The 25,082-nt window shown below is 71.1% G+C and carries 26 protein-coding genes; 21 read left to right on the top strand and 5 right to left on the bottom strand.

What is annotated here, in order from left to right; genetic code table 11:
- The first annotated feature begins 9 nt into the window (after positions 1 to 9).
- The 5 genes from ABZ470_RS30850 to ABZ470_RS30830 are packed head-to-tail and all read left to right on the top strand — an operon-like array spanning position 10 to position 5,293.
- A complete protein-coding gene (locus ABZ470_RS30850) occupies positions 10 to 750 on the top strand; it encodes a CbtA family protein (protein WP_362915843.1) in 741 nt (246 codons plus the stop codon).
- Positions 747 to 1,310: a histidine phosphatase family protein gene (locus ABZ470_RS30845; protein WP_352013089.1), complete on the top strand. Its 564-nt coding sequence runs from the start codon at positions 747 to 749 to the stop codon at positions 1,308 to 1,310. Before ABZ470_RS30850 ends, ABZ470_RS30845 begins: the two co-directional genes overlap by 4 nt.
- Positions 1,307 to 3,346: a putative cobaltochelatase gene (locus ABZ470_RS30840; RefSeq protein ID WP_362915841.1), complete on the top strand. Its 2,040-nt coding sequence runs from the start codon at positions 1,307 to 1,309 to the stop codon at positions 3,344 to 3,346. Before ABZ470_RS30845 ends, ABZ470_RS30840 begins: the two co-directional genes overlap by 4 nt.
- 43 nt (positions 3,347 to 3,389) lie before the next feature.
- Positions 3,390 to 3,992 carry a cob(I)yrinic acid a,c-diamide adenosyltransferase gene (gene cobO / locus ABZ470_RS30835; protein WP_352013234.1) on the top strand — a complete coding sequence of 201 codons (603 nt, stop codon included), beginning with the start codon at positions 3,390 to 3,392 and terminating at the stop codon, positions 3,990 to 3,992.
- On the top strand, positions 3,986 to 5,293 hold the full coding sequence (locus ABZ470_RS30830; protein WP_362915839.1) for a cobyrinate a,c-diamide synthase: 1,308 nt from the start codon (positions 3,986 to 3,988) through the stop codon (positions 5,291 to 5,293). The genes cobO and ABZ470_RS30830 overlap by 7 nt, the downstream gene beginning before the upstream one ends.
- Positions 5,294 to 5,380: 87 nt before the next feature.
- Here ABZ470_RS30830 and ABZ470_RS30825 read toward each other — a convergent pair whose 3' ends face one another.
- Positions 5,381 to 6,175 (bottom strand): serine/threonine-protein kinase, encoded by a 795-nt coding sequence (locus ABZ470_RS30825; protein WP_352013086.1) that lies wholly within the window; start codon positions 6,173 to 6,175, stop codon positions 5,381 to 5,383.
- A 67-nt stretch (positions 6,176 to 6,242) separates the two neighbouring features.
- The gene (locus ABZ470_RS30820; protein WP_352013085.1) at positions 6,243 to 6,647 is read right to left on the bottom strand and encodes a hypothetical protein; all 405 of its coding nucleotides are present in this window, start codon (positions 6,645 to 6,647) and stop codon (positions 6,243 to 6,245) included.
- A 214-nt stretch (positions 6,648 to 6,861) separates the two neighbouring features.
- Between ABZ470_RS30820 and ABZ470_RS30815 the strand changes: the two genes are divergently transcribed.
- From ABZ470_RS30815 to ABZ470_RS30780, 8 genes are all read left to right on the top strand, one after another.
- Positions 6,862 to 7,071, top strand: a complete 210-nt coding sequence (locus tag ABZ470_RS30815) for a ubiquitin-like protein Pup (RefSeq protein ID WP_352013084.1) — start codon at positions 6,862 to 6,864, stop codon at positions 7,069 to 7,071.
- Positions 7,072 to 7,658: 587 nt separating this feature from the next.
- Positions 7,659 to 8,477 carry a proteasome subunit beta gene (gene prcB / locus ABZ470_RS30810; protein ID WP_352013233.1) on the top strand — a complete coding sequence of 273 codons (819 nt, stop codon included), beginning with the start codon at positions 7,659 to 7,661 and terminating at the stop codon, positions 8,475 to 8,477.
- A 19-nt stretch (positions 8,478 to 8,496) separates the two neighbouring features.
- Positions 8,497 to 9,288, top strand: a complete 792-nt coding sequence (prcA, locus tag ABZ470_RS30805) for a proteasome subunit alpha (protein ID WP_362915837.1) — start codon at positions 8,497 to 8,499, stop codon at positions 9,286 to 9,288.
- A gap of 118 nt (positions 9,289 to 9,406) precedes the next feature.
- The gene (locus ABZ470_RS30800; protein WP_362915835.1) at positions 9,407 to 9,913 is read left to right on the top strand and encodes a hypothetical protein; all 507 of its coding nucleotides are present in this window, start codon (positions 9,407 to 9,409) and stop codon (positions 9,911 to 9,913) included.
- Between the two features lie 179 nt (positions 9,914 to 10,092).
- Positions 10,093 to 11,451, top strand: coding sequence for a Pup--protein ligase (pafA, locus tag ABZ470_RS30795; protein WP_352013081.1), 1,359 nt, complete (start codon positions 10,093 to 10,095; stop codon positions 11,449 to 11,451).
- 96 nt (positions 11,452 to 11,547) lie between these two features.
- The gene (locus ABZ470_RS30790; protein ID WP_352013080.1) at positions 11,548 to 12,495 is read left to right on the top strand and encodes an FKBP-type peptidyl-prolyl cis-trans isomerase; all 948 of its coding nucleotides are present in this window, start codon (positions 11,548 to 11,550) and stop codon (positions 12,493 to 12,495) included.
- Between the two features lie 151 nt (positions 12,496 to 12,646).
- On the top strand, positions 12,647 to 13,288 hold the full coding sequence (locus ABZ470_RS30785; protein ID WP_362915833.1) for a transcriptional regulator: 642 nt from the start codon (positions 12,647 to 12,649) through the stop codon (positions 13,286 to 13,288).
- Positions 13,289 to 13,321: 33 nt separating this feature from the next.
- Positions 13,322 to 13,798, top strand: coding sequence for a DUF3291 domain-containing protein (locus ABZ470_RS30780; protein WP_352013232.1), 477 nt, complete (start codon positions 13,322 to 13,324; stop codon positions 13,796 to 13,798).
- Here ABZ470_RS30780 and ABZ470_RS30775 read toward each other — a convergent pair.
- Positions 13,744 to 14,814, bottom strand: coding sequence for a DUF3866 family protein (locus ABZ470_RS30775; RefSeq protein WP_352013078.1), 1,071 nt, complete (start codon positions 14,812 to 14,814; stop codon positions 13,744 to 13,746). The genes ABZ470_RS30780 and ABZ470_RS30775 overlap by 55 nt on opposite strands.
- 56 nt (positions 14,815 to 14,870) lie before the next feature.
- Between ABZ470_RS30775 and ABZ470_RS30770 the strand changes: the two genes are divergently transcribed.
- The 8 genes from ABZ470_RS30770 to ABZ470_RS30735 all read left to right on the top strand — a co-directional run bounded on the left by ABZ470_RS30770 (position 14,871) and on the right by ABZ470_RS30735 (position 22,606).
- Positions 14,871 to 15,830, top strand: coding sequence for a WYL domain-containing protein (locus tag ABZ470_RS30770; protein WP_352013077.1), 960 nt, complete (start codon positions 14,871 to 14,873; stop codon positions 15,828 to 15,830).
- 37 nt (positions 15,831 to 15,867) lie between these two features.
- The gene (locus ABZ470_RS30765; protein WP_352013076.1) at positions 15,868 to 16,824 is read left to right on the top strand and encodes a WYL domain-containing protein; all 957 of its coding nucleotides are present in this window, start codon (positions 15,868 to 15,870) and stop codon (positions 16,822 to 16,824) included.
- A gap of 24 nt (positions 16,825 to 16,848) precedes the next feature.
- Positions 16,849 to 17,037: a hypothetical protein gene (locus ABZ470_RS30760; protein WP_362915831.1), complete on the top strand. Its 189-nt coding sequence runs from the start codon at positions 16,849 to 16,851 to the stop codon at positions 17,035 to 17,037.
- A 65-nt stretch (positions 17,038 to 17,102) separates the two neighbouring features.
- Positions 17,103 to 17,432, top strand: coding sequence for a Sec-independent protein translocase subunit TatA (gene tatA / locus ABZ470_RS30755; RefSeq protein WP_352013074.1), 330 nt, complete (start codon positions 17,103 to 17,105; stop codon positions 17,430 to 17,432).
- A 157-nt stretch (positions 17,433 to 17,589) separates the two neighbouring features.
- Positions 17,590 to 18,384, top strand: a complete 795-nt coding sequence (gene tatC / locus ABZ470_RS30750; protein WP_362777467.1) for a twin-arginine translocase subunit TatC — start codon at positions 17,590 to 17,592, stop codon at positions 18,382 to 18,384.
- An 18-nt stretch (positions 18,385 to 18,402) separates the two neighbouring features.
- Positions 18,403 to 19,320: a diacylglycerol kinase family protein gene (locus tag ABZ470_RS30745; RefSeq protein WP_362915829.1), complete on the top strand. Its 918-nt coding sequence runs from the start codon at positions 18,403 to 18,405 to the stop codon at positions 19,318 to 19,320.
- A gap of 233 nt (positions 19,321 to 19,553) precedes the next feature.
- Positions 19,554 to 22,283, top strand: a complete 2,730-nt coding sequence (locus tag ABZ470_RS30740) for a DEAD/DEAH box helicase (RefSeq protein WP_362915827.1) — start codon at positions 19,554 to 19,556, stop codon at positions 22,281 to 22,283.
- A gap of 155 nt (positions 22,284 to 22,438) precedes the next feature.
- Complete coding sequence (locus tag ABZ470_RS30735) at positions 22,439 to 22,606, top strand: hypothetical protein (RefSeq protein ID WP_352013070.1); 168 nt, start codon at positions 22,439 to 22,441, stop codon at positions 22,604 to 22,606.
- Positions 22,607 to 22,664: 58 nt separating this feature from the next.
- On the opposite strand, the gene ABZ470_RS30730 is transcribed toward ABZ470_RS30735, so the two are convergent.
- Both ABZ470_RS30730 and ABZ470_RS30725 read right to left on the bottom strand, forming a co-directional pair.
- A complete protein-coding gene (locus ABZ470_RS30730; RefSeq protein WP_362915825.1) occupies positions 22,665 to 24,092 on the bottom strand; it encodes an RNB domain-containing ribonuclease in 1,428 nt (475 codons plus the stop codon).
- 51 nt (positions 24,093 to 24,143) lie between these two features.
- Positions 24,144 to 25,067 carry a 5'-3' exonuclease gene (locus tag ABZ470_RS30725; protein ID WP_362915823.1) on the bottom strand — a complete coding sequence of 308 codons (924 nt, stop codon included), beginning with the start codon at positions 25,065 to 25,067 and terminating at the stop codon, positions 24,144 to 24,146.
- Between the last annotated feature and the right edge of the window lie 15 nt (positions 25,068 to 25,082).

Genomic DNA, 25,082 nt, shown 5'->3' with positions numbered 1-25,082 from the left:
GAGCCACACGTGATCACCAAACTCATCGTCAGAGGCATGCTCGTCGGCCTTCTCGCAGGACTGCTCGCCGGGGTGTTCGCCTACACCGTGGGCGAGCCCCGCGTCGAGCGGGCCATCGCGCTGGAGGAGGCCGCGGCGGCCTCCTCCGGCACCGGTGCCCACAGTCACGAGGCGGCCGAGCCCGCCCACTCCCACGGGGAGGAGGCGCCGGTCAGCAGGAACGGCCAGCGCTTCGGCCTCTTCCTCGCCCTGGCCCTGTACGGCCTGGCTCTCGGGGGCCTGTTCGCCCTCGTGTACGCGGGGGTGCGCGGCCGGGTCGGCCCGAGATCGGAACCGCTGCTGGCGGTCTCCCTCGCGGCGGCGGCGTTTGTCGCGATCGTCCTTATCCCTTTCGTGAAATATCCCGCCAACCCACCGGCCGTCGGTGACCCGGAGACGATCAACCAGCGCACGGTGCTCTACCTGGTCGCCGTCGCCATCGGCATCCTCTCCGTCGGCGCCGCGGCGGCCGCGCACCGCTACGTCTCCTCCGAGGAGGCGTGGCCGCGCTGGCTCGCGGGCGGCGCGGCGCTGCTGGTGCCGGTCGCGGCGGCCTGGACCCTGCTGCCCGGGATCGACGAGGTGCCCGAGGGGTTCCCCGCCGGTCTCCTGTGGGACTTCCGTCTGGCCTCCCTCGGGACACAGGCGGTGTTCTGGCTGGGCGTAGGAGCCCTGTTCGCCTTCGCCGCGCGCAGGCGCAGCCCGGCGTGACGGCCCCCTCGGGGGTCGCGCGCCTGCTGCTGGTCTGTCACGCCTCGACACGGGCGACGGCACGGGCGGCCTTTCCCGGAGACGAGCCGCTCGACGGGAACGGCCTGCGCCGCGCCCGGGCGCTGGCCCCGCGGATCGGTCCGGGCCGGGCCGTCCGCGGAGCCGAGCTGCGTTGCGCGCAGACGGCCGAGGCGCTCGGCCTGCGTGCCGGGCCGGAGCCGTCGCTCGCCGACTGCGACTACGGGCGCTGGCGCGGCATGACGCTGGCCGAGGTCGAGGCGGCCGATCCCGAAGGACTCGCGGCCTGGCTCACCGACCCGGCGGCGGCCCCCCACGGCGGGGAGCCGATCACCGGACTCGTCGGCCGGGTCGCGGCCTGGCTCGCGGTCCTCGGCCCGGGGCGGACGGTCGCCGTCACCCACGCCCCGGTGGTCAGGGCCGCGGTCGTGCACGCCCTCGGCGCCCCGGCCCATGCCTTCTGGCGCGTCGACGTCGCGCCCCTCGCCCTGGTGACGCTCACCGGGCGGGGCGGACGCTGGCGGCTGAGTTACCCCGTATGACGAGAGCCGAGGAGGCAGTCAAGGTGCGCGACCCGCGCTATCCCTTCACCGCGATCGTGGGGTCGGAGGACCTCAAGCTCGCCCTGATCCTGAACGCCGTCTCCCCCGGTGTCGGCGGAGTCCTGGTCAGAGGGGAGAAGGGCACGGCCAAGTCCACGATCGTGCGGGCGCTCGCGGCGCTGCTCCCGCCCGTCGAGGTGGTGCGTGGCTGCCGCTTCTCCTGTGACCCCGCCGCCCCGGACCCCGGCTGCCCGGACGGCCCGCACGAGGCCGCCCCCGGCACCGTACGGCCCGCCAGGCTCGTCGAGCTGCCGGTCGGCGCCTCAGAGGATCGCCTCGCGGGCTCGCTTGACCTGGAACGGGCGCTCACCGAGGGGGTGAAGGCCTTCGAGCCCGGACTGCTCGCCGACGCGCACCGGGGCGTCCTCTACGTCGACGAGGTCAACCTCCTGCACGACCACCTGGTGGACCTGCTGCTCGACGCCGCCGCGCTCGGCACCTGTTACGTCGAACGCGAGGGCGTCTCGGTACGGCACGCCGCCAGGTTCCTGCTGGTGGGGACCATGAACCCGGAGGAGGGGGAGCTACGCCCCCAGCTCCTCGACAGGTTCGGGCTGACCGTGGAGGTCAGGGCGTCGCGGGAGGTGTCCCAGCGGGCCGAGGTGGTCCGGCGGCGCCTGGCCTTCGAGGCCGACCCGGTCGTCTTCGCCGCCTCGTGGCAGGCGCGGGAACGGGAGCTGGCCACGCGTGTCGCCGAAGCCAGGGCCAGGGTCGCCGAGGTCACCCTGCCGGACTCCGCGCTGCGGAGCATCGCCACGGTCTGCGCCGCCTTCGAGGTCGACGGCCTGCGGGCCGACCTGGTCACCGCGCGGGCGGCCATCGCGCACGCCGCGTGGCGGGGCGGGACGACCGTGACGGCCGAGGACGTCCGCGAGGCCGCCAGACTCGCCCTCCCGCACCGCCGCCGCCGCGACCCCTTCGACGCGCCGGGCCTGGACGAGGCCAGGCTGGACGAACTCCTCGACCAGACGCCCGAGGACCCGGAGGAGCCGGACGACCCCGGCGACGGCCCCGAGGGCGGTCCCGAGGGCGGTCCAGGAGGAGGCCCGGACAACCCGGGGAGCGGCCCCGGCGGTTCCGGCGAGGACGTCCCGGGGACGGAGCCGGCGAGCCGGGAGGGCGTCCCCGCGCCCGCCGGGGGAGACGCCGCGACCGGGCGGACGGGAGACGACCGGGTCGCCGAGGCCGACCCCGCGAGGCGCGCCAGGCTGTTCACCGTGCCCGGTCTCGGCGCCGGGGCCCCAGGCCGCAGGTCCAGGGCCGCGACCCCGCTGGGCAGGGTGACCGGGGCCAGGGTCCCGGGGGGACGGCCCGCCTCACTGCACCTGCGGGCGACCGTCGAGGCCGCCGCGCCGTACCAGGTGGGACGGGGCAGGAGCGGGCCCGGCCTGCTGCTGCGGCGCGAGGACCTCAGAGAGGCCGCGCGCGAGGGCAGGGAGGGCAACCTGGTGCTGTTCGTCGTGGACGCCAGCGGATCCATGGCGGCCAGGCGGCGCATGCGCGCGGTCAAGGGCGCCGTGCTCGGCCTGCTTCTCGACGCCTACCAGCGCCGTGACAAGGTAGGCCTGGTCACCTTCCGGGGCACCCGCGCCGACTTGGTGCTGCCGCCGACCTCCTCGGTCGAGGCGGGGGCCGCCCGGCTGCGCGAGCTGCCGACCGGTGGGCGAACCCCGCTGGCGGCGGGGCTGCTGCGCGCGGCCGAGGTCCTGCGGGTCGAGCGCCTGCGTGACCCGTCCCGGCGCCCGCTGCTGGTCCTGGTGACCGACGGGCGGGCGACCTCCGGCACCGTCGAGGAGGCCCACAGGGCGGCGGCGCTGCTGGCCGGGGTCGCCACGGTCGTGGTCGACTGCGAGACGGGGCACATCCGCCTCGGGCTGGCCGCGTCCCTGGCCCGGCGGATGGGCGCGCGGGCCGTGCGCCTCGACGACCTCACCGACCTCGCCGGAGTGGTCCGTGACAGGCGGGCCGCCGCGTGAGAACCGCTCCCGCGAGCCGTACGAGAACGAAAGGCTGATGACGATGCCCCAGGGGAAACCGGTCAGCGTGCCCGACGACGGGCTGACCACCAGGCAGCGCCGCACCCGGCCGTTGCTGATCGTCCACACCGGGCCGGGCAAGGGCAAGTCGACCGCGGCCTTCGGCCTGGCGTTGCGGGCCTGGAACCAGGGCTGGCCGATCGGCGTGTTCCAGTTCGTCAAGTCCGCCAAGTGGCGCATCGGCGAGGAGCGGGCGCTACGGGTGCTGGGTGAGTCCGGTGAGGGCGGCACGGTGTCCTGGCACAAGATGGGGGAGGGGTGGTCCTGGATCCAGCGGCCGGGCGCCGAGGAGGACCACGCCGCGGACGCCAGGGAGGGCTGGGAGCAGATCAAGCGTGACCTGGCCGCGCGGACCTTCCGGCTGTACGTCCTCGACGAGTTCACCTATCCGATGAAGTGGGGCTGGATCGACGTCGACGAGGTCGTCGCCACGCTCACCTCCCGCCCCGACGGCCAGCACGTCGTCGTCACCGGGCGGGACGCCGACCCCCGCCTGGTCGCCGCCGCCGATCTGGTGACGGAGATGGGCAAGGTCAAGCACCCCATGGACGCCGGGCAGAAGGGGCAGAAGGGCATCGAATGGTAGCCCGGCTGGTGATCGCGGCCCCCGCGTCCGGTGCGGGGAAGACCACGGTCGCGACCGGGCTGATGGCCGCGCTCACCCGGAGAGGCACCCGGGTCTCCCCGCACAAGGTGGGGCCCGACTACATCGACCCGGGCTACCACGCCCTGGCCACCGGCCGTCCCGGACGCAACCTCGACCCGTGGCTCGTCGGTGAGGAACTGATCGCCCCGCTGTTCCTGCACGGCGCCGCCGGGGCCGACCTGGCGGTGGTCGAGGGGGTGATGGGCCTGTACGACGGGGCGGGCACGAGCGAGTTCGCCTCGACCGCGCACGTCGCCAGGCTGCTGCAGGCCCCGGTCGTCCTGGTGGTCGACGCGGCCAGGCAGAGCCGGTCGGTCGCGGCGCTCGTGCACGGTTTCGCCTCCTACGACACCCGGATTCGCCTCGGCGGGGTGATCCTCAACCGGGTCGGCTCCGCCAGGCACGAGGAGTTGTGCCGCGCGGTCCTGGCCGAGAGCGGCGTCCCGGTGCTCGGCGCGATCCACCGCAGCGACCTCGTGACCACCCCCTCCCGCCATCTCGGCCTGGTCCCCGCGGCCGAACGCGCCACGCAGGCGGCCGGTGCCATGGACGCCGTCGCCGACCTGGTCGCCGCCTCGTGCGACCTGGAGGAACTGCTGCGGCTCGCCCGCACCGCCCCCGCCCTGTCCGCGCGGCCGTGGAGCCCGGGGCCCGCCGTACCGGCGACCAAGAGAGTCGCGGTCGCCGCAGGGCAGGCGTTCACCTTCGGGTACACCGAGCAGGCGGAGCTGCTGGCGGCGGCGGGGGCCGAGGTCGTCCCCTTCGACCCGCTGGCGGACGAGGCCCTGCCCGAGGGGACGGGCGGCGTCGTCATCGGAGGGGGCTTCCCCGAGGTCTACGCCGCCGAGCTGTCGGCGAACGAGCCGCTGCGCAGGGAGGTCGCCGCGTTCGGCGGGCCGATCTCCGCCGAGTGCGCCGGCCTGCTGTATCTCGCCAGGCGGCTGGACGGCAGACCCATGTGCGGGGTCTTCGACCTGGAGGCCAGGATGACGGGGACCCTCACCCTGGGCTACCGCGACGCGGTCGCGGTCGAGGACTCGGTGCTGACCCGGGCGGGGGAGCGCTACCGGGGGCACGAGTTCCACCGCACCGCCGTCGACCCCGCGCCGGGAAGGCCGCTGTTCCGCTGGAGGGGAGGGGCGGACGGGTTCGCCTCCGGCCCGGTCGTGGCCTCCTATCTCCACCTGCACTGGGCGGGCACCCCCCGGCTGGCCACCCGGTTCGTCGAGGCCTGTATCTGATCTACATAGTAAAGGCGTCGGCTCCGGAAAGCACGACGCCATGGGACCCGCGCAGGGCGGGTCCCATGGCGGACGACGGAAAACGGTTCAGGCGGCGCTGAAGCAGCGGACCTTGGCCAGCATGGCCGAGGTCTGCTCGGCGCTCAGGCGCGCCCTGGGGTCCTTGCGCAGCAGCCCGCGCAGGACGGGTTCGAGCGCGCCCGCCCGCTGCGGGGCCCGCGCGGGCTCGCGCAGCGCCTCGACCAGCGCGGGCATCGAGTTGACCGTCCTGAACGGGGTCCTGCCCTCGACGGCCATGTAGAGGGTCGCCCCGAAGGACCACATGTCCGCCTCGCGGGTGCCGCCCCGGCCGTGCAGGGTCTCCGGGGCGATGAAGGCCGGAGTGCCGCGCATCGAGTTGCCCGCGGTGCCCTCGGGGGCGGCGAAGCCGAAGTCCGCGAGCACCACCCGATCGCCCGTCAGCATGATGTTGGCGGGCTTGATGTCACGGTGGATCACGCCGCCGTCGTGCGCGTGCCGCAGCGCGTCGAGCAGCCTGCGGCCCATCCCCGCCACCAGGTCGACCGGGAGCGGCCCCGCCTGGACGAGCGTGTCGTGCAGGGTGAGGGCTTCGAGGAACTCCATGACGATCCAGAGCCGTTCGGCCTCCTCGGCCAGGTTGTGGACCGTCACGATGCCCCGATGGCTGAGCCTGGCGGCCATCCGGGCCTCGCGCACCACCCGCCGCCGCTGCTCGGCCGCGGCCGGACCCGGTGGCAGGGCGATCTCCTTGAGCGCCACCTTCCGTTCGAGTAACAGGTCGTAGGCGCGCCATACCACGCCCGTCGCACCCCGGCCTACGGGGGAGTGAAGCTTGTAACGGCTGGCGACGATGGTGCTCACGGTCCAATGATCGCAGTTTTACACCGGGTTGGCCTACTCGGAACGGTCCTGACTCGCCGGAGCGGCCTCAGATCAGGCCGATGCCGAGCAGCAACGTGCCCGCGGCGAGGAACACGCCGCCGAGGACCGTGAGCCAGATCAGCTTGTTCGGCTTGGTGTCCGACGGGCGTACGACCGACAGGAAGAAGCCGAGCGGCATCAGGATCGGTGACGAGACGATCAGGAGCCTGGTCAGCCTCTGGAGGCCCTCTCCCCAGTGGGTCTGGTCGATGTAGAACAGCGCGACGAGCGAGAACAGGACCAGGACGCCGGCGTGGGCGTGCCCGGCTCGCCACAGGTTCTGCCGTACGGGGTTGTCGAGGTAGCCGGGGACGTTGCGCATGATGTGCGTCAGCAGCATGAGCCCGCCGAAGGCGATGGTGGGCACGGTGATCAGGAGCACTCCGGCGGTGCTCAGCGTCTCGGGGGGCATTGGGCTCCTTCTGGAAGGCCGATGTCGGCCCATCATTGGATAGAGTAGCTATCTAGTCAAGTGGGATTTGCCGCCGGAGGCTTCGGGAGGGTTGTCTTGGGGCGAGTCCGGGGAGTTCGCGGTCCTCGTAAAGATCGAGGACGATCCACGCGAAATGTCCGCCGGTTCGGGGAAGATATGGGACAACGACGTCCCCCATGTGGAGGTGCCACAGATGGCTAGCAAGGACACCGGAGGCCAGAAGCAGACCGGGCGGACCGACAAGGAGGTCGAGGAGACCGCGCAGGCCGACTCCACCGACGTCCAGGACCGCCACGAGAAGCTCTCCGACGACGTCGACGCCATTCTCGACGAGATCGACGAGGTGCTTGAGGAGAACGCGGAGGAGTTCGTCAGGTCCTACGTCCAGAAGGGCGGCCAGTAGCCGGTCGTCCGCGTCCGCGGTCCGGAGGCGGAAGTCCGGAGGCGGCGGCTTCGCGGGTGAGAGCCCGGGATCGGCGCCTCCGGGGTGAGCGTCCGGAGACGAGAGGGGAAGTCAGACGGGCCCGGGGCAGAGCGGGGTGAGGCCGCGCGCGGCGGCACCGGCCCCCCGGGTGGTTCGACGGCGTTGGTGAACGTGGGAAGACGAGAGGCGGACCGGCTCAGGGTACGGCCGGGCCGCGCGACGACAGGCCGATCGGCCGTCGCCGGTCCCGCCGCGCCCTGACGGCGCGGACCGGCGCGGGCGGACGGGTGAGACGAAACAGCCACCCGTCCCCTTTTTTCTGGGTTCTCCGGCCGCCCGAAGGGCCCTGCCGTCCGTGCGGAGAGCCGGGCAGGAGACCCCCGCGCGTGGGCGCGGAGCGCGGCGCCCGCGCGGATGTAAAGATTCGAAGACGCTCCCGGAGAGGGTTCGCGCTGAGCTGATCCAGGGAAGTGCATGCAGCACGACAAGATGAGTAAGGTCGGGCCTTATAGGACCGCACCTTTGGAGGGAGTCGCGTGGGATCGCACAGGGACCTGCCCGCCGGCATGGTGAATCACATCTTCACGAACAGCGGCATTTCCTCGTTCACCGAGTTCGTCGGCTCCTACGCGCCGGACTTGTTGCCCGGCAGAAACGAGACCCTGGCGGCCCCGGTAGGAGACCACGTCCCGCATGCGACCACGATCGTCGCCGCGACCTGCGCGGGCGGTGTGGTGATGGCCGGTGACCGCAGGGCGACCTCGGGGAACATCATCTCCCAGCGGGACATGGAGAAGGTGTTCCGCACCGACGACTTCTCGTGCATGGGCATCGCCGGGGCGGCCAGCACCGGCCTTGAGATGGCCCGCCTCTACCGGGTCGAGCTGGAGCACTACGAGAAGATGGAGGGCAGGACGCTCTCCGTCGCCGGGAAGGCCAACCGCCTGGCCACGATGATCCGCGGCAACCTCGGCATGGCGATGCAGGGCCTGGCCGTCGTGCCGTTGTTCGCCGCCTACGACCCGGAGATCGACGGCGGACGGATCTTCGGATACGACGTCGGCGGCGGGCCGTACGAGCAGCACCAGCACCACGCGATCGGCTCGGGATCGATCTTCGCGCGTGGTTCGCTGAAGAAGCTCTACCGGGAGAACTCCTCGCCGGAGGAGGTCGTGCGGGCGCTCGTCAACGCGCTGTACGACGCGGCCGACGACGACTCGGCGACCGGCGGCCCCGACGTCACCCGCAAGATCTGGCCCGTCGTAGCGCAGATCACCGCCGACGGCTTCCGCCGTCTGTCCGACGAGGAGGTCGGCGCCCACGTCCAGACAGTCCTCGAAGGGCGCATGAGCTCCCCCGACGGCCCCGTCGCCCCGCTGCGCTAACACGAGAGGATCACCCCAGGTGTCCATACCCTTTGGATATGTCTCGCCCGAGCAGCAGATGCGGGACAAGGCGGACTACGCGCGTAAGGGGATCGCGCGAGGCCGCAGCGTCGTCGTCCTGCAGTACGAGCACGGCATCCTGTTCGTCGCCCCCAACCCCTCCCGGGCCCTGCACAAGATCAGCGAGATCTACGACAAGATCGGGTTCGCCGCGGTCGGCCGCTACAACGAGTTCGAGGCTCTGCGCCTCGGCGGCATCCGTTACGCCGACATCAACGGCTACAACTACGCCAGGGACGACGTCACCGCGCGCGGACTGGCCAACCTCTACGCGCAGAACCTCGGCCAGATCTTCACCGAGTCGCCCAAGCCCTTCGAGGTCGAGATCGTGGTCGCCGAGGTCGGTGACAGCGCGGAGGAGGACCACATCTACCGCCTCACCTTCGACGGCTCGGTCTTCGACGAGACCGGCCTGGTGGCGATGGGCGGCCAGGCGGAGGCGGTCGCGGGCAGGCTCAAGGAGCGCTACCGCGAGGGCATGCCGCTGGCCGAGGCCCTTGAGGCGGCGCTGTTCGCGCTCACCGAGCCGGGCGGCGAGCGTCCTCCGGCCGGTCAGCTCGAGGTCGCGGTGCTCGACCGCAACCGGCCGCACCGCAAGTTCCTGCGCCTGAACGGTCCGCGTCTGGAGCAGGCGCTCGCCGAGGGAGGGCCCCAGGACGCCGCGTCCGAGGCGGAGTCCGGTACGGCGCAGGCCTCCAATCTGCCGCCGACCGCGCCCGAGGGCGACATCGACACCGGCTCCAACGGCTGACGGGCCGTCCCGGCTGTGGTGAGAGCGCCGTGTCCCGTGTGGGGCACGGCGCTCCGCTGTGATGTGGATCACTGTCCGCCCGGCGAACCCGGCCCACACGGTGGTCGTCGTAACGGGCATGAAACGCTCCATGCTGGCCGTGGCCGCCGCCCTCTCCGTCGCCCTGGGCGGCGCGATCCCCGCCGAGGCCGCGGCGATTCCGAACTTCCCCAAGCCGAAGATCTTCGGGACCACCTTCCAGAGCGATCCGGGCCACGACTTCACCAAGCACATCAGCTCCCGTAAGGACGGCATCCTGCGCGGCTGGATCACCCACGTCGGACGTACCCAGGTGGAGTACAAGCCGATCAAGTGGAAGAGGGACAAGTACACCGAGGGATACTTCGTCGGTCCGCCCGAGGGGGATGTGACCGCCTACGCCTCACCTGTCGCCAAAAACGTCGTCTTCCTGAGCGCCTTCGGCTGCTCGGCGAAGATGACCGGGACCACCGTCGACAAGGGGGGCCTGGGCGCCAAGCGGTGCTCCAGGAAGGCCCTGCTGACCAGGGCGAAGAGCACCCGCCCCTCGCTGATCACCGTGTACCGGGGACAGATCGTCAAGGTCCAGGAGATCTACACCCCCTGAGCCGGGTGCGGGGCGGCCCTCCGCACCGGCGCCCCCATCATCTCCGTACGGCTCGCGCCCGCCTCACCGGGCGTGAGCCCCGCTCACGCTTAGCCGATCCCCGCCGGGGGCATAAGCCATACGACCGAAAACCCCACTGATCCCTCCCGCAGGAGGGGTTCGGCGAATAGTGTGAGGCAATGGACCGTCGCATCTTCGGGCTTGAGAACGAGTACGGCGTCACCTGCACGTTCAGGGGACAGCGGCGGCTGTCGCCCGACGAGGTCGCGCGTTACCTATTCCGCAGAGTCGTCTCCTGGGGCCGGTCGAGCAACGTCTTCCTGCGCAACGGCGCGCGCCTCTACCTCGATGTCGGCAGCCACCCGGAGTACGCAACCCCCGAGTGCGACAACGTCGTGGAGCTCGTCACCCACGACAAGGCGGGTGAGCGCATCCTGGAGGGCCTGCTCGTCGACGCGGAGAAGCGGCTGCGCGAGGAGGGCATCGCCGGGGACATCTACCTGTTCAAGAACAACACCGACTCGGCCGGCAACTCCTACGGCTGCCACGAGAACTACCTGGTCGGCAGGCACGGGGAGTTCGGCCGCCTGGCGGACGTGCTCATTCCCTTCCTGGTCACCCGGCAGATCATCTGCGGCGCGGGCAAGGTGCTGCAGACCCCGCGTGGCGCGGTCTACTGCGTCTCCCAGCGGGCCGAGCACATCTGGGAGGGCGTCTCCAGCGCGACGACCCGTTCCCGGCCGATCATCAACACCCGTGACGAGCCGCACGCGGACGCCGAGCGCTTCCGCCGCCTGCACGTCATCGTCGGCGACTCCAACATGAGCGAGACGACGATGCTGCTCAAGGTCGGCGCGACCGACCTGGTGCTGCGCATGATCGAGGCGGGCACCGTGATGCGCGACCTTTCGCTGGAGAACCCGATCCGGGCCATCAGGGAGGTCTCCCACGACATGACCGGGCGGCGGCGGGTGCGCCTGGCCAACGGCAGGGAGGCGTCCTCGCTGGAGATCCAGCAGGAGTACCTCGCCAAGGCGCGTGACTTCGTCGACCGCAGGGGCGGTGACAAGATCAGCGAGCGGGTGCTGGAGCTGTGGGAGCGGACGCTCACCGCGGTCGAGACGGGAAACCTGGACCTGGTCTCCAGGGAGATCGACTGGGTCACCAAGTACCAGCTGATCGAGCGCTACCGCAGGAAGTACGACCTGCCGCTGTCCAGCCCCAGGGTCGCCCAGCTCGACCTCGCCTACCACGACGTGCACCGGCGCCGGGGCCTGTTCTACCTGCTGCAGAAGCGCGGCGCGGTCGAACGGGTCGCCTCCGACCTGAAGATCTTCGAGGCCAAGTCGGTGCCGCCGCAGACCACCAGGGCGAAGCTGCGCGGGGAGTTCATCCGCAGGGCGCAGGAGAAGCGGCGCGACTTCACCGTCGACTGGGTCCACCTGAAGCTCAACGACCAGGCACAGCGCACGGTGCTGTGCAAGGACCCCTTCCGTAGCGTGGACGAAAGGGTGGACAAGTTGATCGCGGGCATGTGACGGTCATGCTTCGGTAAGGTCATCGGCGGTCTTAGCACGCCCGTATGTGTTGACGGGTAGTGTGACGCAAACCTGACGTCTTTCAGAAGGATATTCATGCGCCGCCGCAGCCTGGCCGTACTGGCCGCAGTGCCACTGTTGTTCGCCGCCGCCTGTGGCTCCGAAGGGGGGTCGGGGGCACAGGCCACCACCTCCGCCGGGACGGCGCCCGAGCTGAAGGTCACCGGGGCGGTGAACACCAAACCGACCGTCGAGTTCCCGGCGAAGGTCACGGAGGCCTCCTCCTACCGGGTGCTCACGCCCGGAACCGTCGGCACCCCCGCGAAGGACGGTGCCAGCGTGGTGGCCAACCTCACCGTCTTCACCTGGGACGGCAAGCAGAACAAGCTGGTCGGCTCGACCTACGACGAGGGTGGTCCGCAGCTGATCACCCTCAACGAGCAGATCCCTGAGATCCTGCGCAAGGGCTTCGCCGAGACCAAGGGCGGAGGCAGGTTCCTGTCGGTCGTCGGCAAGGACGCGCTGCCCAAGGAACAGCAGGCCCAGGCGCCCGCGGGCCAGTCGCAGGTCTTCGTGGTCGACGTGATCGACGTCCCCGCGGGCAAGGCCGCCCAGGGCGAGGCGACCGACCCCACCCTCAAGGGGATCAAGGTCGAGAACCCCGGTGGGGAGGCCGCGCCCAAGCTGACCACCAAGACCGACGAGAAGGCCCCCAAGGAACTGGTCGCCAAGACCGTGATCAAGGGCACCGGTCCCGAGGTCAAGTCGGGCCAGTCGATCCTGGTCCAGTACGTCGGCAAGATCTGGGGTTCCGATCTGGAGTTCGACAGCAGTTGGTCGCGCGGTGGCGCGCCGATCATGTTCCAGATCGGCACCGGCCGGGTCATCAAGGGCTGGGACCAGGGCCTGGTCGGCGTCCCGGTCGGCAGCCGGGTGCTGCTGAGCATCCCGCCGGACCTGGGTTACGGCAAGGAGGGCTCCGGCGACAAGATCAAGGGGACCGACACGCTGGTCTTCCTGGTGGACGTCCTCAAGGCCTACTGACCCGCTTGAGCGCTCAAGGGACCCGGTCACGCACCCGCGTGGCCGGGTCCTTCGCGTCACTGGTACCGGTGCCGTGCGTGAGGAGTGCCGGCGCCCAAGCCCCGCGACGCCGCCAGGCGGCGCAAAAGGAACACCGCCTAGAATCCCGGCTGTGAGCAGCGATGACCTCGGCACGGTCGCGGCCCTGCACGATCCCGTGAGGCGGGCCGTCTACGAGTATGTGGCCTCCCTGGGGCGTGAGGCGGGGCGCAACGAGACCGCGGAGGCGGTCGGGGTGCAACGGACCCTGGCGGCCTTCCACCTCGACAAGCTGGTCGAGGCCGGCCTGCTGGAGGCGGGTTTCAAGCGCCTGACCGACAGGACGGGGCCGGGAAGCGGCCGTCCGGCGAAGGTCTACCGCAGGGCGCGAGGGGAGTGGCAGGTCAGCGTCCCGGCCAGGGACTACCGCTCCATGGCGTCGATGCTGGCCGAGGCGGTCGACCGCCTCGGCGGGGACGAGGTGGCCGACGAGGTCGCGCGGCGGGCGGGCGCGGAGCTGGCGGAACGGGGCGAGGACCTGACCGGGGCGCTGCGCGGACGAGGATACGAACCCTACGAGGAGAACGGCGCGCTGCGGTTGCGCAACTGTCCCTTCCACGTGTTGTCGCAGGAGCAGCCGCTGCTGGTGTGCTCGATGAACCTGGCGCTGTGCCGGGGGCTGCTCGACGCCCTGGGAGAGGAGGACCGTACGGCCAGGCTGGACCCCCGTCCTGGGGAGTGCTGCGTCGCCTTTTCTAAAAACAATGAAGATTGACATAGAAGGGCGGTGGATGGTTTGCTGACGAGCATGCATCTCGCCCAGCTCAACGTCGGTCATCTGCGCGCGCCCCTCGAATCCCCCGAGATCGCCGACTTCGTCGCGGCCCTCGACCCCGTCAACCGTCTCGCAGAGGAGGCCCCCGGCTATGTGTGGCGGCTCAAGGGAGGAGACGGGCCTCAGGACGTCGTCCATCACGACTACGGTGACCACCTGCTGATCAACTTCTCCGTGTGGGAAGACAGGGACAGCCTGTGGGACTTCGTCTACCGCAGCGCCCACCTGGGCTTCCTGCAGCGACGCAGAGAGTGGTTCCAGCGCGTCGCGGAGCCGTACTCGGTGATGTGGTGGATTCCGCGCGGGCACGTGCCCACGCTGGAGGAGGGCATGGAACGCCTCGACCTGCTCAAGGCGCAGGGCCCCACGCCGGAGGCCTTCACCTTCAAGCAGTTCTACGAGAGCAGCGAGGCCGCGTGGCGTCCCGCCGCCGCCGAGGTCAGGAAGTAGGCCAGGTCCTCGTCAAGCCCGCGGCCCATCGTCGACAGCCTGACCGGGCAGTCCGCGAGGGCCTCGTAAAGCCCCTCGACCGAGACCCCGACCAGTTCGTGCCGTACGGCCAGCGGCGCGCACTGCTCGGCGACCCGGCTGCCGAAGTCGCCGGGCAACTCGGGCACCACCACCTGGGCGGGGGCGAGGGCGACCCTGCCGTAGGCGGTCAGTGAGTGGTGGGAGACCCCGATGTGGCGCTTACGCAGGTCGCCCTCGCTGACCCGCAGCGCCGCGACCGGCCTGCCGTCCAGCACGGAGGCCGCGTTGACCGCCTCGCCCGCCGAGACGCCGGAGAAGCCCCAGCGGGTGCCGGTGCCCAGGTTGCCGGGGCCCTGGGTGACGACCGCCACGTCGGCGCCCATGACGTGGCGGGCCGCGAGCAGGCCCGTGTGCAGCGTCACGGCCTCCACGTCGCCGCCGAACGCCTGGCCGACCGTGACCACCCCGTCGAGCCAGCCGATCTCTCTGAGCCTGGCGCAGGACATGGAGAACCAGGCGGGCAGCGCGCCGCCGTCGAGCATCACGTAGGCGACCCGGGCCCCGCCGGGGCGGGAACCGTAGAGGCCGCAGAGGATCGCGGGCAGCGCCGAGTGCAGGTCGGCGACCACGACCGGCATGCCGTCCAGCGAGTCGGCCTCGCGGAGCGCCTCGTGGAAGGGCGAGTCCTGCTCGTCCGCGCCGAGCACGGTGGCCTGCAAGGGGGTGTAGCGTGCCTTCACCAGGTGGCCGGGACCCTGTGGATCTTTCGGCAATCTGTTCGGGAGAGCCACCACCATGGCGTAACCTCCCGTACCGAGACCCATCGCGAGCGCGGTCGTGTTGAGGAGGACCGTGTCGCCCGGCTCAGGACGCCCGACCAGGGCGGGATAGGCCAGCGCGCGGACGACCCCCTCCTCGGTGGAGACCTCGATCTCCATCGCCCCCGACCACTCTCGCCGGACACGCGCGACCTCGCCCCTGCGCCATCTGATCACCGGGGAAGAGTAGCGCCACCTGGACGTAGAGTCATGTGAACAGGGAAGGAGGCCGGATGTCGCGCCGGAAGACCGAGCGGTTGCTGAACCTTGTGATCTGCCTGCTGGCCACGAGGCGGCCGCTCAGCGCCGAGCACATCCGCCAGGCGGTGCCGGGCTACGACGCCGCCAACGACGAGGCCTTCCAGCGGATGTTCGAGCGGGACAAGAACGAGCTGCGGGAGATCGGCATCCCGATCGAGGTCCAGAAGGACCCCTGGGAGGAGGACCCCGGCTACCGGATCGTCAGGGAGTCCTACGAACTGCCCGAGATCACCCTCGAACCCGACGAGGCCGCCGTGGTCGGTCTGGCCGCCCAGGTGTGGCAGCGCGCGAGCCTGGCCGAGGCCGCCAGCGGCGCGCTGCTGAAGCTGCGCGCGGGGGGAGTGGAGACCGACGAGGCGGACGGGATGCTCGGCGGGGCGCTCGAACTGCGCGTCGACACACGGGACCCGGCCTTCCCCGCGCTGTGGGAGGCCGTGCGCGACCGGCGCGCGGTCCGCTTCCCCTATCGGGCCGCGGCCAGCGAGAGCGTGCTGACCAGGACGGTCGAGCCGTGGGGAGTGGTCAGCCGCCGTGGCCGCTGGTACGTCGTCGGCCACGACCGCGACCGTGACGCGGCACGGGTGTTCCGGCTCAGCCGGATCAACGGCCCCGTCGTACCGGTCGGCCGCCCCGGCGCCGTCGTGGTCCCCGAGGGCGTCGACATCACCTCGATGGTCGGCTACCGCGACGAGATGACGGTCAGGGAGCGCACCGCCCTCATCCGGGTCCGCGAGGGCACCTGCCAGGGGCTGCGCCAGGTGGCCAAGGCCGTACGGCAGGGCACCGGCGGGTGGGACGAGCTGGACGTCGAGTTCACCGACACCGAGCGGCTCGCCGGGTGGGTGGCGGGCTTCGCCGCGGACGCCGAGGTGACCGGTCCGCCGGACGCCAGGGAGGCCGTGATCCGCCGCCTGAAGGGAGCCCTGGCGTGACGGGCGGGGACACACGAACGAGCAGGGGGAGCGCAGTATGAGCACGGCCGACCGGTTGCCCAGGCTGCTGGCGCTGGTGCCGTACCTGATGTCCCACCCCGGGGCGCAGGTGCCGGAGGTCGCCAAGGTCTTCGGACTGAGCGAGAAACAGCTCATCGACGACCTGCAACTGGTGTGGATGTGCGGGTTGCCCGGCCACACCCCGGGAGACCTGATCGACGTCTCCTGGGACGGCGGTGAGATCCTCATCGACAACGCCGAGACCATCGCCCGCCCGCTGCGGCTGGGCATCGACGAGGCGAGCGCGCTGCTGGTGGCCCTGCGGATGCTCGCCGAGCTGCCGGAGTTCGGCGACCGTGACGCGCTGGCGCGGGTCATCGCCAAGTTCGAGCAGGCCGCGGGAGAGGGCGCGGCGGCGGTCAGCAGCCAGGTCGCCGTCGAGGTCGGCGCGACCCCGGACGCCCTGCCGACCGTCAACGAGGCGTTGCGCCGCGGCCGGCGGCTGTCGCTGCGCTACCACGTGCCCGGCCGTGACGAGATCACCCCGCGCGAGGTCGACCCGATGCGCCTGGTCGTGGTGGACGGCCGTTCCTACCTGTCGGGCTGGTGCTACCGGGCCGAGGCGGTCCGGCTGTTCCGTCTCGACCGGATGCTCACCGTCGAGATCCTCGAAACGGCCGCCGACCCGCCCGCGGACGCGGTGCCCGACGAGGTGACACCCGGGGTGTTCCGTCCTTCGCCGACCGACGAGCTGGTCGAGCTCGAACTGACCCCCGCGGGCCGCTGGGTCGCCGAGTACTACGCGTGCGAGGAGGTCACCGAGCTGGGCGAGGGGCGCCTGAAGGTGGCGCTGCGGGCTCGCGACCAGGGCTGGCTGGTACGGCTCGCGCTGCGTCTCGGCGACACGGGCCGGGTGCTCTCACCCGCCTCACTGGCCGAGAGCGTCAGGCGGGCGGCGACCTCGGCGCTGAATCGTTACGAGTCGGTCTCCTGACGTGCGCCGTTATGATCAGCTGTCATGAGCTGGATCTTCGCCGCGGTCGGTCTCGCCTTCGCAGGCCTGCTGGTGCTGGGTTTTCTCGGGGTTCGCGTGCTGCTGGCCACCAGGGAACTGGGCAGGGAGGTCGACGGGATTCGCCGGACGATCACCCCCGCACACAGCGCCTTGAACGAGCAGGTCCGGACAATCCCATCCCGGAAGGGATGAGTCTGTGCCCGGGGGAGCGTACGATCGGGCAGGAGAGTGCGTGTCGTTCGGCCTAAGGATGTGTCATGCCTAACCTGGGACCCACCGAGCTGATCATCATCGGCGTGATCCTGATCCTGCTGTTCGGTGCGAAGAAACTGCCGGACGCGGCTCGCGGCCTGGGCCGGTCGCTGCGGATCTTCAAGTCGGAGACGGCCAAGCTTCGCGACGACGACGAGACGGACACCCACACGGCCACCCATACGGCCACCGTCGTCCAGGCGCAGCAGCCCGCCCCGGCTCCCCAGCCGCTCCCCACGGCTCCCACCGCCCAGACGGCCGAGGAGCAGGCGCGTGCCCTTGAGGAGCAGGCCGCGAAGCTGCGCGCCCAGGCCGGTGCGGCCAAGCCGCAGTAGGGGCCGTACCGCAGAGGCCGCAGCCAGGTCTGTGGCCGGCTCCCCACCACCTCACTCGTCAGACCGGGATTCGTGAATGGCGCTGCTGAAATGGCCCAAGCCGGGCTCGAACAGACCGGGATCGCCCACGGACTCCTCCGAGGGGCGCATGCCGCTCATGGAACACCTCCGTGAGCTGCGCAACCGCATCCTGATCTCCCTGCTCGCGCTGGTCGTCGGCATCGTTGTCGGCTTCCTGTTCTTCCAGCCGATCTGGACTTTCATCACCGAGCCCTACTGCAGCCTTCCCGCGTCGCAGACCCTGCGAGCCGGAGAGTGCACCTTCGCCATCCGCGGTGTCTTCGAGGCCTTCTTCGTCAACCTGAAGGTCGCGGTGATGTTCGCGATGGTCGTCTCCTCACCGGTCTGGCTGTATCAGATCTGGGCCTTCGTCACCCCTGGCCTGTACCGCAACGAGAAGCGCTACTCGCTGTCGTTCCTCGGCCTTGCGATCCCGCTGTTCCTGGCGGGTGCCGGTCTGGCCTACCTCATCATGGACACCGGTCTGGCGATCCTGCTCAGCTTCGCGCCCAACAACGCGATCCCGCTGCTGGAGATGGACGACTACCTCACCTACGCGCTGGTGATGCTGGTCATCTTCGGTGTCTCCTTCGAGCTGCCGTTGCTCATGGTCTTCCTCAACGTGATCGGCGTTCTGCCGCGCGCCACGGTGGCCAAGCACCGGCGCACGGTGATCTTCATCATGTTCGTCTTCGCCGCCCTCGCGACCCCGAGCACCGACCCGTTCTCGATGGTCGCTCTGGCGATCCCGATGGTCGTGCTGTTCGCCCTCGCCGAGGGCTTCATGTACCTCAGGGAGAAGAGAGCTCCCAAGGGCGAGGACTTCTCCAACCTGTCCGACGACGAGGCCTCCCCGCTCGACCTGGAGACGGATACCGATCCGCCGAAATAGGCGGTAGATTCCGGCCCCATGCCCGGAGAGATCGCCGTCCTCGTCAACCCCGCCGCCCGGGGCGGGCGCTCACGCGGGATGCTCGGCCCGGTGCTGCACCGGCTGCGCCGAGGCGACAGGAAGGTCTCCGTGCTCGTCGGTGACTCCGCCGCCGACGCCCTGGCCAGAGCCCGTACGGCCGTGGCCGCCGGCGCGAGCGCGCTGGTGGCCTTCGGCGGTGACGGGCTGGTGCACCTGGCCGTGCAGGCGGTCGCGGAGACCGGAGTCCCGCTGGGGATCATCCCCGCGGGCACAGGAAACGACATCGCCACCGCCCTCGGCGTCCCGCGGGGCAGACCTCTGGAGGTGGCCGACGCCGTACTCCGGGGCGGCAGCCGTACGGTGGACGCCGTGCGGACCGGGAGCGGCGAGTGGTTCGCAGGGGTGCTCGCCTGCGGCTTCGACTCCCGCGTCAACGAGCGGGCCAACCGGATCAGCGGGCCACCGGGCATGGCCAGATACCTGCTCGCACTGGCTACGGAACTGGGCTCCTACCGGCCGATCCCGTTCCGGATCACCCTGGACGGCCCCTCGGGGACCGAGACGATCGAACGGCGGGCCATGCTGGTCGCCGTCGGCAACACCTCCTCCTACGGCGCCGGGATGCGCGTGTGCCCCGGCGCAGTCCCCGACGACGGCCTGCTGGACGTGACGATCATCGACGCGGTGCCCGTCGGGCGTTTCCTGCGCGCCTTTCCCCGGGTCTACCGGGGCTCCCACATCACCCACCCCTTCGTCACGACCAGGCGCGTGCGCGGGATCACGCTGGAGGCACCGGACGTGGTCGCCTACGCCGACGGCGAGCGCCTGGGCCCGCTCCCTCTCAACTGTGAGGTCGTCCCAGGGGCTCTGTCTCTTTGCTCCGCCTTCGGCGTCGCGGGGGCCTGGGCGCCCTGAGTCGGTGCTTTCCCTCGACACTGCGTCGCTGCGCTCCTGCGTTCCTGCGTTCCTCAGTCCAAGCACCGACGCGTCCAAGCCGAAAACCCCTCACACACGGCACTGGGAAAGTGCAAACCGAACTTCTTACGCATGGCGTCGGGATCCTCCTCAACCCGGGTGGAGGGGGAGGCGGGCGATCTTCTGGGGTTCGTGGGGCGGACCGGAATCCTGATATCGGTAGGCTTGGAGACATGACGACCCCAGCGGAACGTTACGCTGCCTTCCGTCAGAGCCAGGCCGACAGCGGACCGGCGCTGACCTCGTTCCGCGGTCTTTACAGCTTCCAGCTGGACGACTTCCAGCTGGACGCCTGCCGGGCTCTTGAGGCGGGTGACGGGGTGCTCGTGGCGGCCCCCACCGGCTCGGGCAAGACCGTGGTGGGGGAGTTCGCGGTGCACCTGGCCCTGGAGGAGGGCCGTAAGTGCTTCTACACGACCCCCATCAAGGCGCTCTCCAACCAGAAGTACAACGACCTGGTCAAACGCTACGGCGCCGCCAAGGTCGGCCTGCTCACCGGTGACAACAGCGTCAACGGCGAGGCCCCGATCGTCGTCATGACGACCGAGGTGCTGCGCAACATGCTCTACGCCGGGTCGGGGACCCTCGCGGGACTCGGCTTCGTCGTCATGGACGAGGTCCACTACCTGGCCGACCGGTTCCGCGGCGCGGTCTGGGAAGAGGTGATCATCCACCTTCCCGAGTCGGTACGGCTGGTCGCCCTGTCGGCCACGGTCAGTAACGCCGAGGAGTTCGGTGAGTGGCTGGGGGAGGTCCGCGGCGACACCAGCGTCATCGTCGACGAGCACCGGCCCGTCCCGCTCTGGCAGCACATGCTCGTCGGTCACCGCCTGTACGACCTCTTCGTCGGTGAGGAGGACGGCCGCAGGCCGCTGGTCAACCCCAACCTGCTGCGCCTGGCCAGAGACGAGGAGCGACAGGCGTACGGCAGAGGCCGCAGGGGCTACTCCCGCCCGCGCAGGGGCGGCCCGCCGGACCGTTCCCAGGCCATCGAGCGTCTCGACGCCGCGGGCCTGCTGCCCGCGATCACCTTCATCTTCTCCAGGGCCGGTTGCGACGCGGCCGTCATGCAGTGCCTGTACGCCGGGATCCGGCTCACCACGGACGCCGAGCGTCACGAGATCCGGCAGATCGTCGACGAGCGCACCGCCCACCTTCCGGACGAGGACCTCGCGGTGCTCGGCTACCTGGAGTGGCGCGACGCCCTGGAACGCGGCCTGGCGGCCCACCACGCGGGCATGCTTCCGGCCTTCAAGGAGGTCGTCGAGGAACTGTTCACCCGCAACCTGGTCAAGGCCGTGTTCGCCACGGAGACCCTCGCCCTGGGCATCAACATGCCCGCCCGCTCCGTGGTGATCGAGAAGCTCGACAAGTGGAACGGCGAGACCCACGCCGACCTCACCCCGGGTGAGTACACCCAGCTCACCGGAAGGGCGGGGCGGCGCGGCATCGACGTCGAGGGCCACGCGGTCGTCCACTGGCAGCCGGGCATGGACCCGTTGCAGGTCGCGGGCCTGGCCAGCACCCGCACTTACCCCCTGCGTTCCAGCTTCCGCCCCTCCTACAACATGGCGGTCAACCTGGTCGGCCAGGTGGGCAGGGAACGTGCCAGGTCGCTCCTTGAGTCCTCCTTCGCGCAGTTCCAGGCCGACCGGGCGGTCGTCGGCATCGCCAAGCAGCTGCGCCGTCATGAGGAGGCGCTGCGGGGCTACCGCGACTCGATGACCTGTCATCTGGGCGACTTCGAGGAGTACGCCGGGATGCGCAGGGCGCTGTCCGACCGGGAGGCCGAGCTGGCGCGTCAGCGTGGCGCGGCCCGCAGGGGCCAGGCGCTGCGCTCCCTTGAGGCGCTCAGGCCGGGAGACATCATCCGTGTGCCCGGCGGGCGCAGGGCCGGGGTCGCGGTCGTCCTGGACCCCGGGCTCAACTCCCGCGGTGAGGGGCCGGCCCCGCTGGTGCTGACCGCGGGCAAGCAGGTCAAGAAGCTCTCACCCGCCGACTTCCCCGTCCCTGTCGAGCCGGTCGAGCATCTGCGCATCCCGAAGAACTTCAACGCCCGGTCGCCGAGGGAGCGGGCCGACCTGGTCTCCTCCATGCACGCCAAGCTCGGTGAGCGTGACCTCGGCAAGCCTCCCAGGGCGCGTGACCACGCCGCGGAGGACGAGGAGATCCTGCGCCTGCGCAGGGACCTCAGGCAGCATCCCTGCCACGGCTGTGACGAGCGGGAGGACCACGCCCGCTGGGCGGAGCGCTACTACAAGCTGCTCAGGGAGACCGAGGGCCTGCGCCGCAGGGTCGAGGGCCGCTCCCACGTCATCGCCCGCACCTTCGACAAGGTGTGCGGGGTGCTCGACCAGCTGGGATACCTCGACGGTGAGAACGTCACCGCGGAGGGTCGCAGGCTGGCCCAGCTCTACACCGAGCTGGACCTGCTCACCGCCGAGTGCCTGCGCGCCGGGCTCTGGGAGGGCCTGGACCCGGCGGAGCTGGCGGCCACCGTCTCCTCGCTGGTCTTCGAGTCCCGGCAGGCGGACGAGGCGCGTCAACCGAGGATTCCCGCGGGCGGGGTGCAGAAGGCGCTGGGCGACATGATGCGTCTGTGGGGCGACCTGGAGGCCGTCGAGAGCGACCACGGCCTGTCGTTCATCAGGGAGCCCGACTTCGGGTTCGCCTGGGCGGCCTTCCGCTGGGCCAGGGGGCACAACCTGGACGCGGTGCTCGGCGACGGGGTCAACGGTGCCGAGCTGGCCGCGGGAGACTTCGTGCGCTGGATCAAGCAGCTGCTCGACCTGCTCGGCCAGATCGCCGACGCGGCCCCGTCCGGCAGCAAGGTGAGGCAGAACGCGGGCAAGGCGATGGACGCGCTCAGACGCGGCGTCGTGGCCTACTCGTCCCTGAGCTGAGCGGATCCGGGGGAGGGCACGGGCCGACTGACCGTCCGGTCAATACCGCGTGACGGCGGGTGGGCGGAACGTCACCTTCAGGGCTGTTTTCCGGGATATCGCCTAGGAAATTCCCAAAGCGGAACCATGTTGGACCCCCGCCCAGGGAGGTAGGAATGCTCGCCCTCGTCGCCGCGCTGCTGTTCGTTCTCGCGCTGATCTTCCAGATCGCCGGTGTGGCCGTCGGTTCCGTCGTGACCGTCACCACGCTCGTCCTCGCCGGACTGGCCCTCGTCGCCCTGCACCTGCTGGGCGTCGGCGCCGGCTGGACGCTCAAGAGGTAAGAGGCCCAGCAGGAGACCGGAGGCGGGCGGCCCGGCGGAGAACGCGGGAAGCCCGCCGTCAGGTCAGGCTGAAACGGACCTCCCGGGTCGCCGGGTCGGCGCGCGTCAGCCGTACCCGGACGGCCTCGCCGAGCGGGAGCCGTTCCCCGTCGCAGCGGGCCACCACGGCGGGGTCGGTGACCTGCACCAGCCCCCCGGACCGGCCCTCGTCCACGTCGATCACCACCGCGTCGAACGTCTGGCCGACCCGCTCACGCAGCACGAACGCCTCGACCAGGTCGACGCACGCCCGCTCGGCCGCGCCCGCGCGCCGTCCCGTCACCCGCATGACGCCGGGCAGCTCGCCCATGACCCGCTGGACCTCCTCGGGCACCGGCTCGCCCGCCGCGACCGACAGGCAGACCTCGGTGGCGTAGCGGTCGATGAGCCTGCGCAGCGGAGCGGTCACGTGCGCGTACGGCGCGGCGACCGCCGCGTGGCCCGCCTGGGCTGGCGGCGCGCCGTTGAAGGCCACGTATCCGGCCCCGCGCAGCAGGACCGTCGACTCCTCAAGAAAGGCGGCCTGCCCGGGGATCTTCGGGTCGAGGCCGTGGACGACCTCCCCGTAGCCAGCCCCGTCCGGCCACGGCACGCCCAGCGCGGTGGCGACCCGGCGAACCTGGGCGATCTTCTCGGCGGGGGCGGGCGGCAACACCCTCAGCAGGCCGATCTCGGCGTCAAGCATCATCGAGGCCGCGGCCATGCCGGTCAGCAACGAGATCTGCGCGTTCCAGGCCTCGGCCTCCATCGGGGCGCGCAGCTCGACCCGGTAGCCGTCCCCGTCCGGGACGACCTCCTGCTCCGGGGTCGGCAGCGTGACGCCGCCCCTGTCCCGTTCGAGTGCCAGCCTGAGCCTGCCGATCTCGGCCAGCAGCCGCAGCGTGCCGTCCGCGGTCCCGGTGTCGACCGCGGTCTGCACGTAGTCGTAGTCGAGGCGTTCCCGGCTGCGCACCAGCGCCCTGGTCACGTCGGCGCCGACGACCCTGCCCTCGGCGTCCAGGTCGACGCACCACAGCGCGGCGGGCCTGGTCGCGCCGGGCAGCAGGCTGGCGGCGCCCTCGGAGAGTACGGCGGGATGCAACGGCACCCGGGCGTCCGGCATGTAGACGGTCTCGCCCCGGGTACGGGCCTCGGCGTCGATCGCCCCGCCGGGCCGTACGAAGGCGGCGACGTCGGCGACGGCGTACCAGACGCGGTAGCCGCCGCGACGCTCCTCCAGGTGCATGGCCTGGTCCAGGTCCATGGCCCCCGGCGGATCGACCGTGACCAGGGGAAGGTCGGTGCGGTCGAGCGTGGGCAGCGTGGGTGTCCTGGTGACCTGCTCCGCCTCGGCGCGCACGGCCGGAGGGAACTCCCCGGGCAGCCTCAACTCACGCCTGATCCGCTCGAATCCGTCGCTCAGCCGCGGATGGGGGTCTTCGGGCACCCGGATGCTTTTGTGGGGCACGGGGGCCAACCTACCGCTCTCCGCGGTGCCCGAGCTCGGCCAGGGCGGGGCTCAGGGCCGCCAGGTCCAGGACAACGCATCGGCGAGGCGGCCGAGAGGACCGCCGAGCCCATGACGCCCGGCCAGGTCGGTGAGCGCCCGCGGGTCGCGCGGCTGCGCGGGCAGGGTCAGGCCGACGTCGGGCACGGGCACGTCGTGGGCGACCCGGACCACCTCGGGTGCCACCCGCAGGTAGTCACGGGCGGCCTCCAGCCTGTTCCGCTGCGCCCCGGTGAGGTCGCCGTCCCCGTCGAGGGCCTTGAGCAGCGCGTCGAGCGAGCCGAACCGGGTGATCAGGGCGGCGGCGGTCTTCTCGCCGACCCCGGGCACCCCGGGCAGGCCGTCACTGGGGTCGCCGCGCAGGACGGCGAAGTCGGCGTAGGAACGGCCCGGCACGCCGTATTTGGCGGTGACCGCGGCCTCGTCGACGAGCTGGAGGTTCTTGACGCCCCTGGCGGTGTAGAGGACCCGGATCGGCACGCCGTCGTCGACGAGCTGGAACAGGTCCCGGTCACCGGTGACGATGTCGACTCCGCCGCCGGTCTCGCCCCGGGGACGCAGCGCGAGCGTGCCCATCACGTCGTCGGCCTCGTAGCCCGGCACGCCGAGGCGGGCGATGCCCGCGGCGTCGAGGACCTGCTCGATCACCGGGACCTGCGGGACGAGTGTGTCGGGGGTCTCCTCGCCGCCTCGGGGGGCGAGGCGGTGCGTCTTGTAGGACGGAATCGCCGCGACCCGGAAGGCGGGACGCCAGTCGGCGTCCATGCACGCGACGAGCTCGCCGGGGGAGTGCTGCCTGACCAGCATGGCGATCATGTCGATGAGGCCGCGCACGGCGTTGACGGGCGTCCCGTCGGGGGCGGTCACCGACTCCGGGATTCCGTAGAAGGCGCGGTAGTACAGCGAAGGGGTGTCGAGAAGCATCAGCCCGGGCATGGCGACCATTTAACC

The organism is Streptosporangium sp. NPDC020072 (assembly GCF_040631445.1).
Lineage (GTDB): Bacteria > Actinomycetota > Actinomycetes > Streptosporangiales > Streptosporangiaceae > Streptosporangium.
The sequence above is the reverse complement of the archived record's forward strand: the minus strand, read 5'-3'. Positions and strand labels throughout refer to the sequence as shown.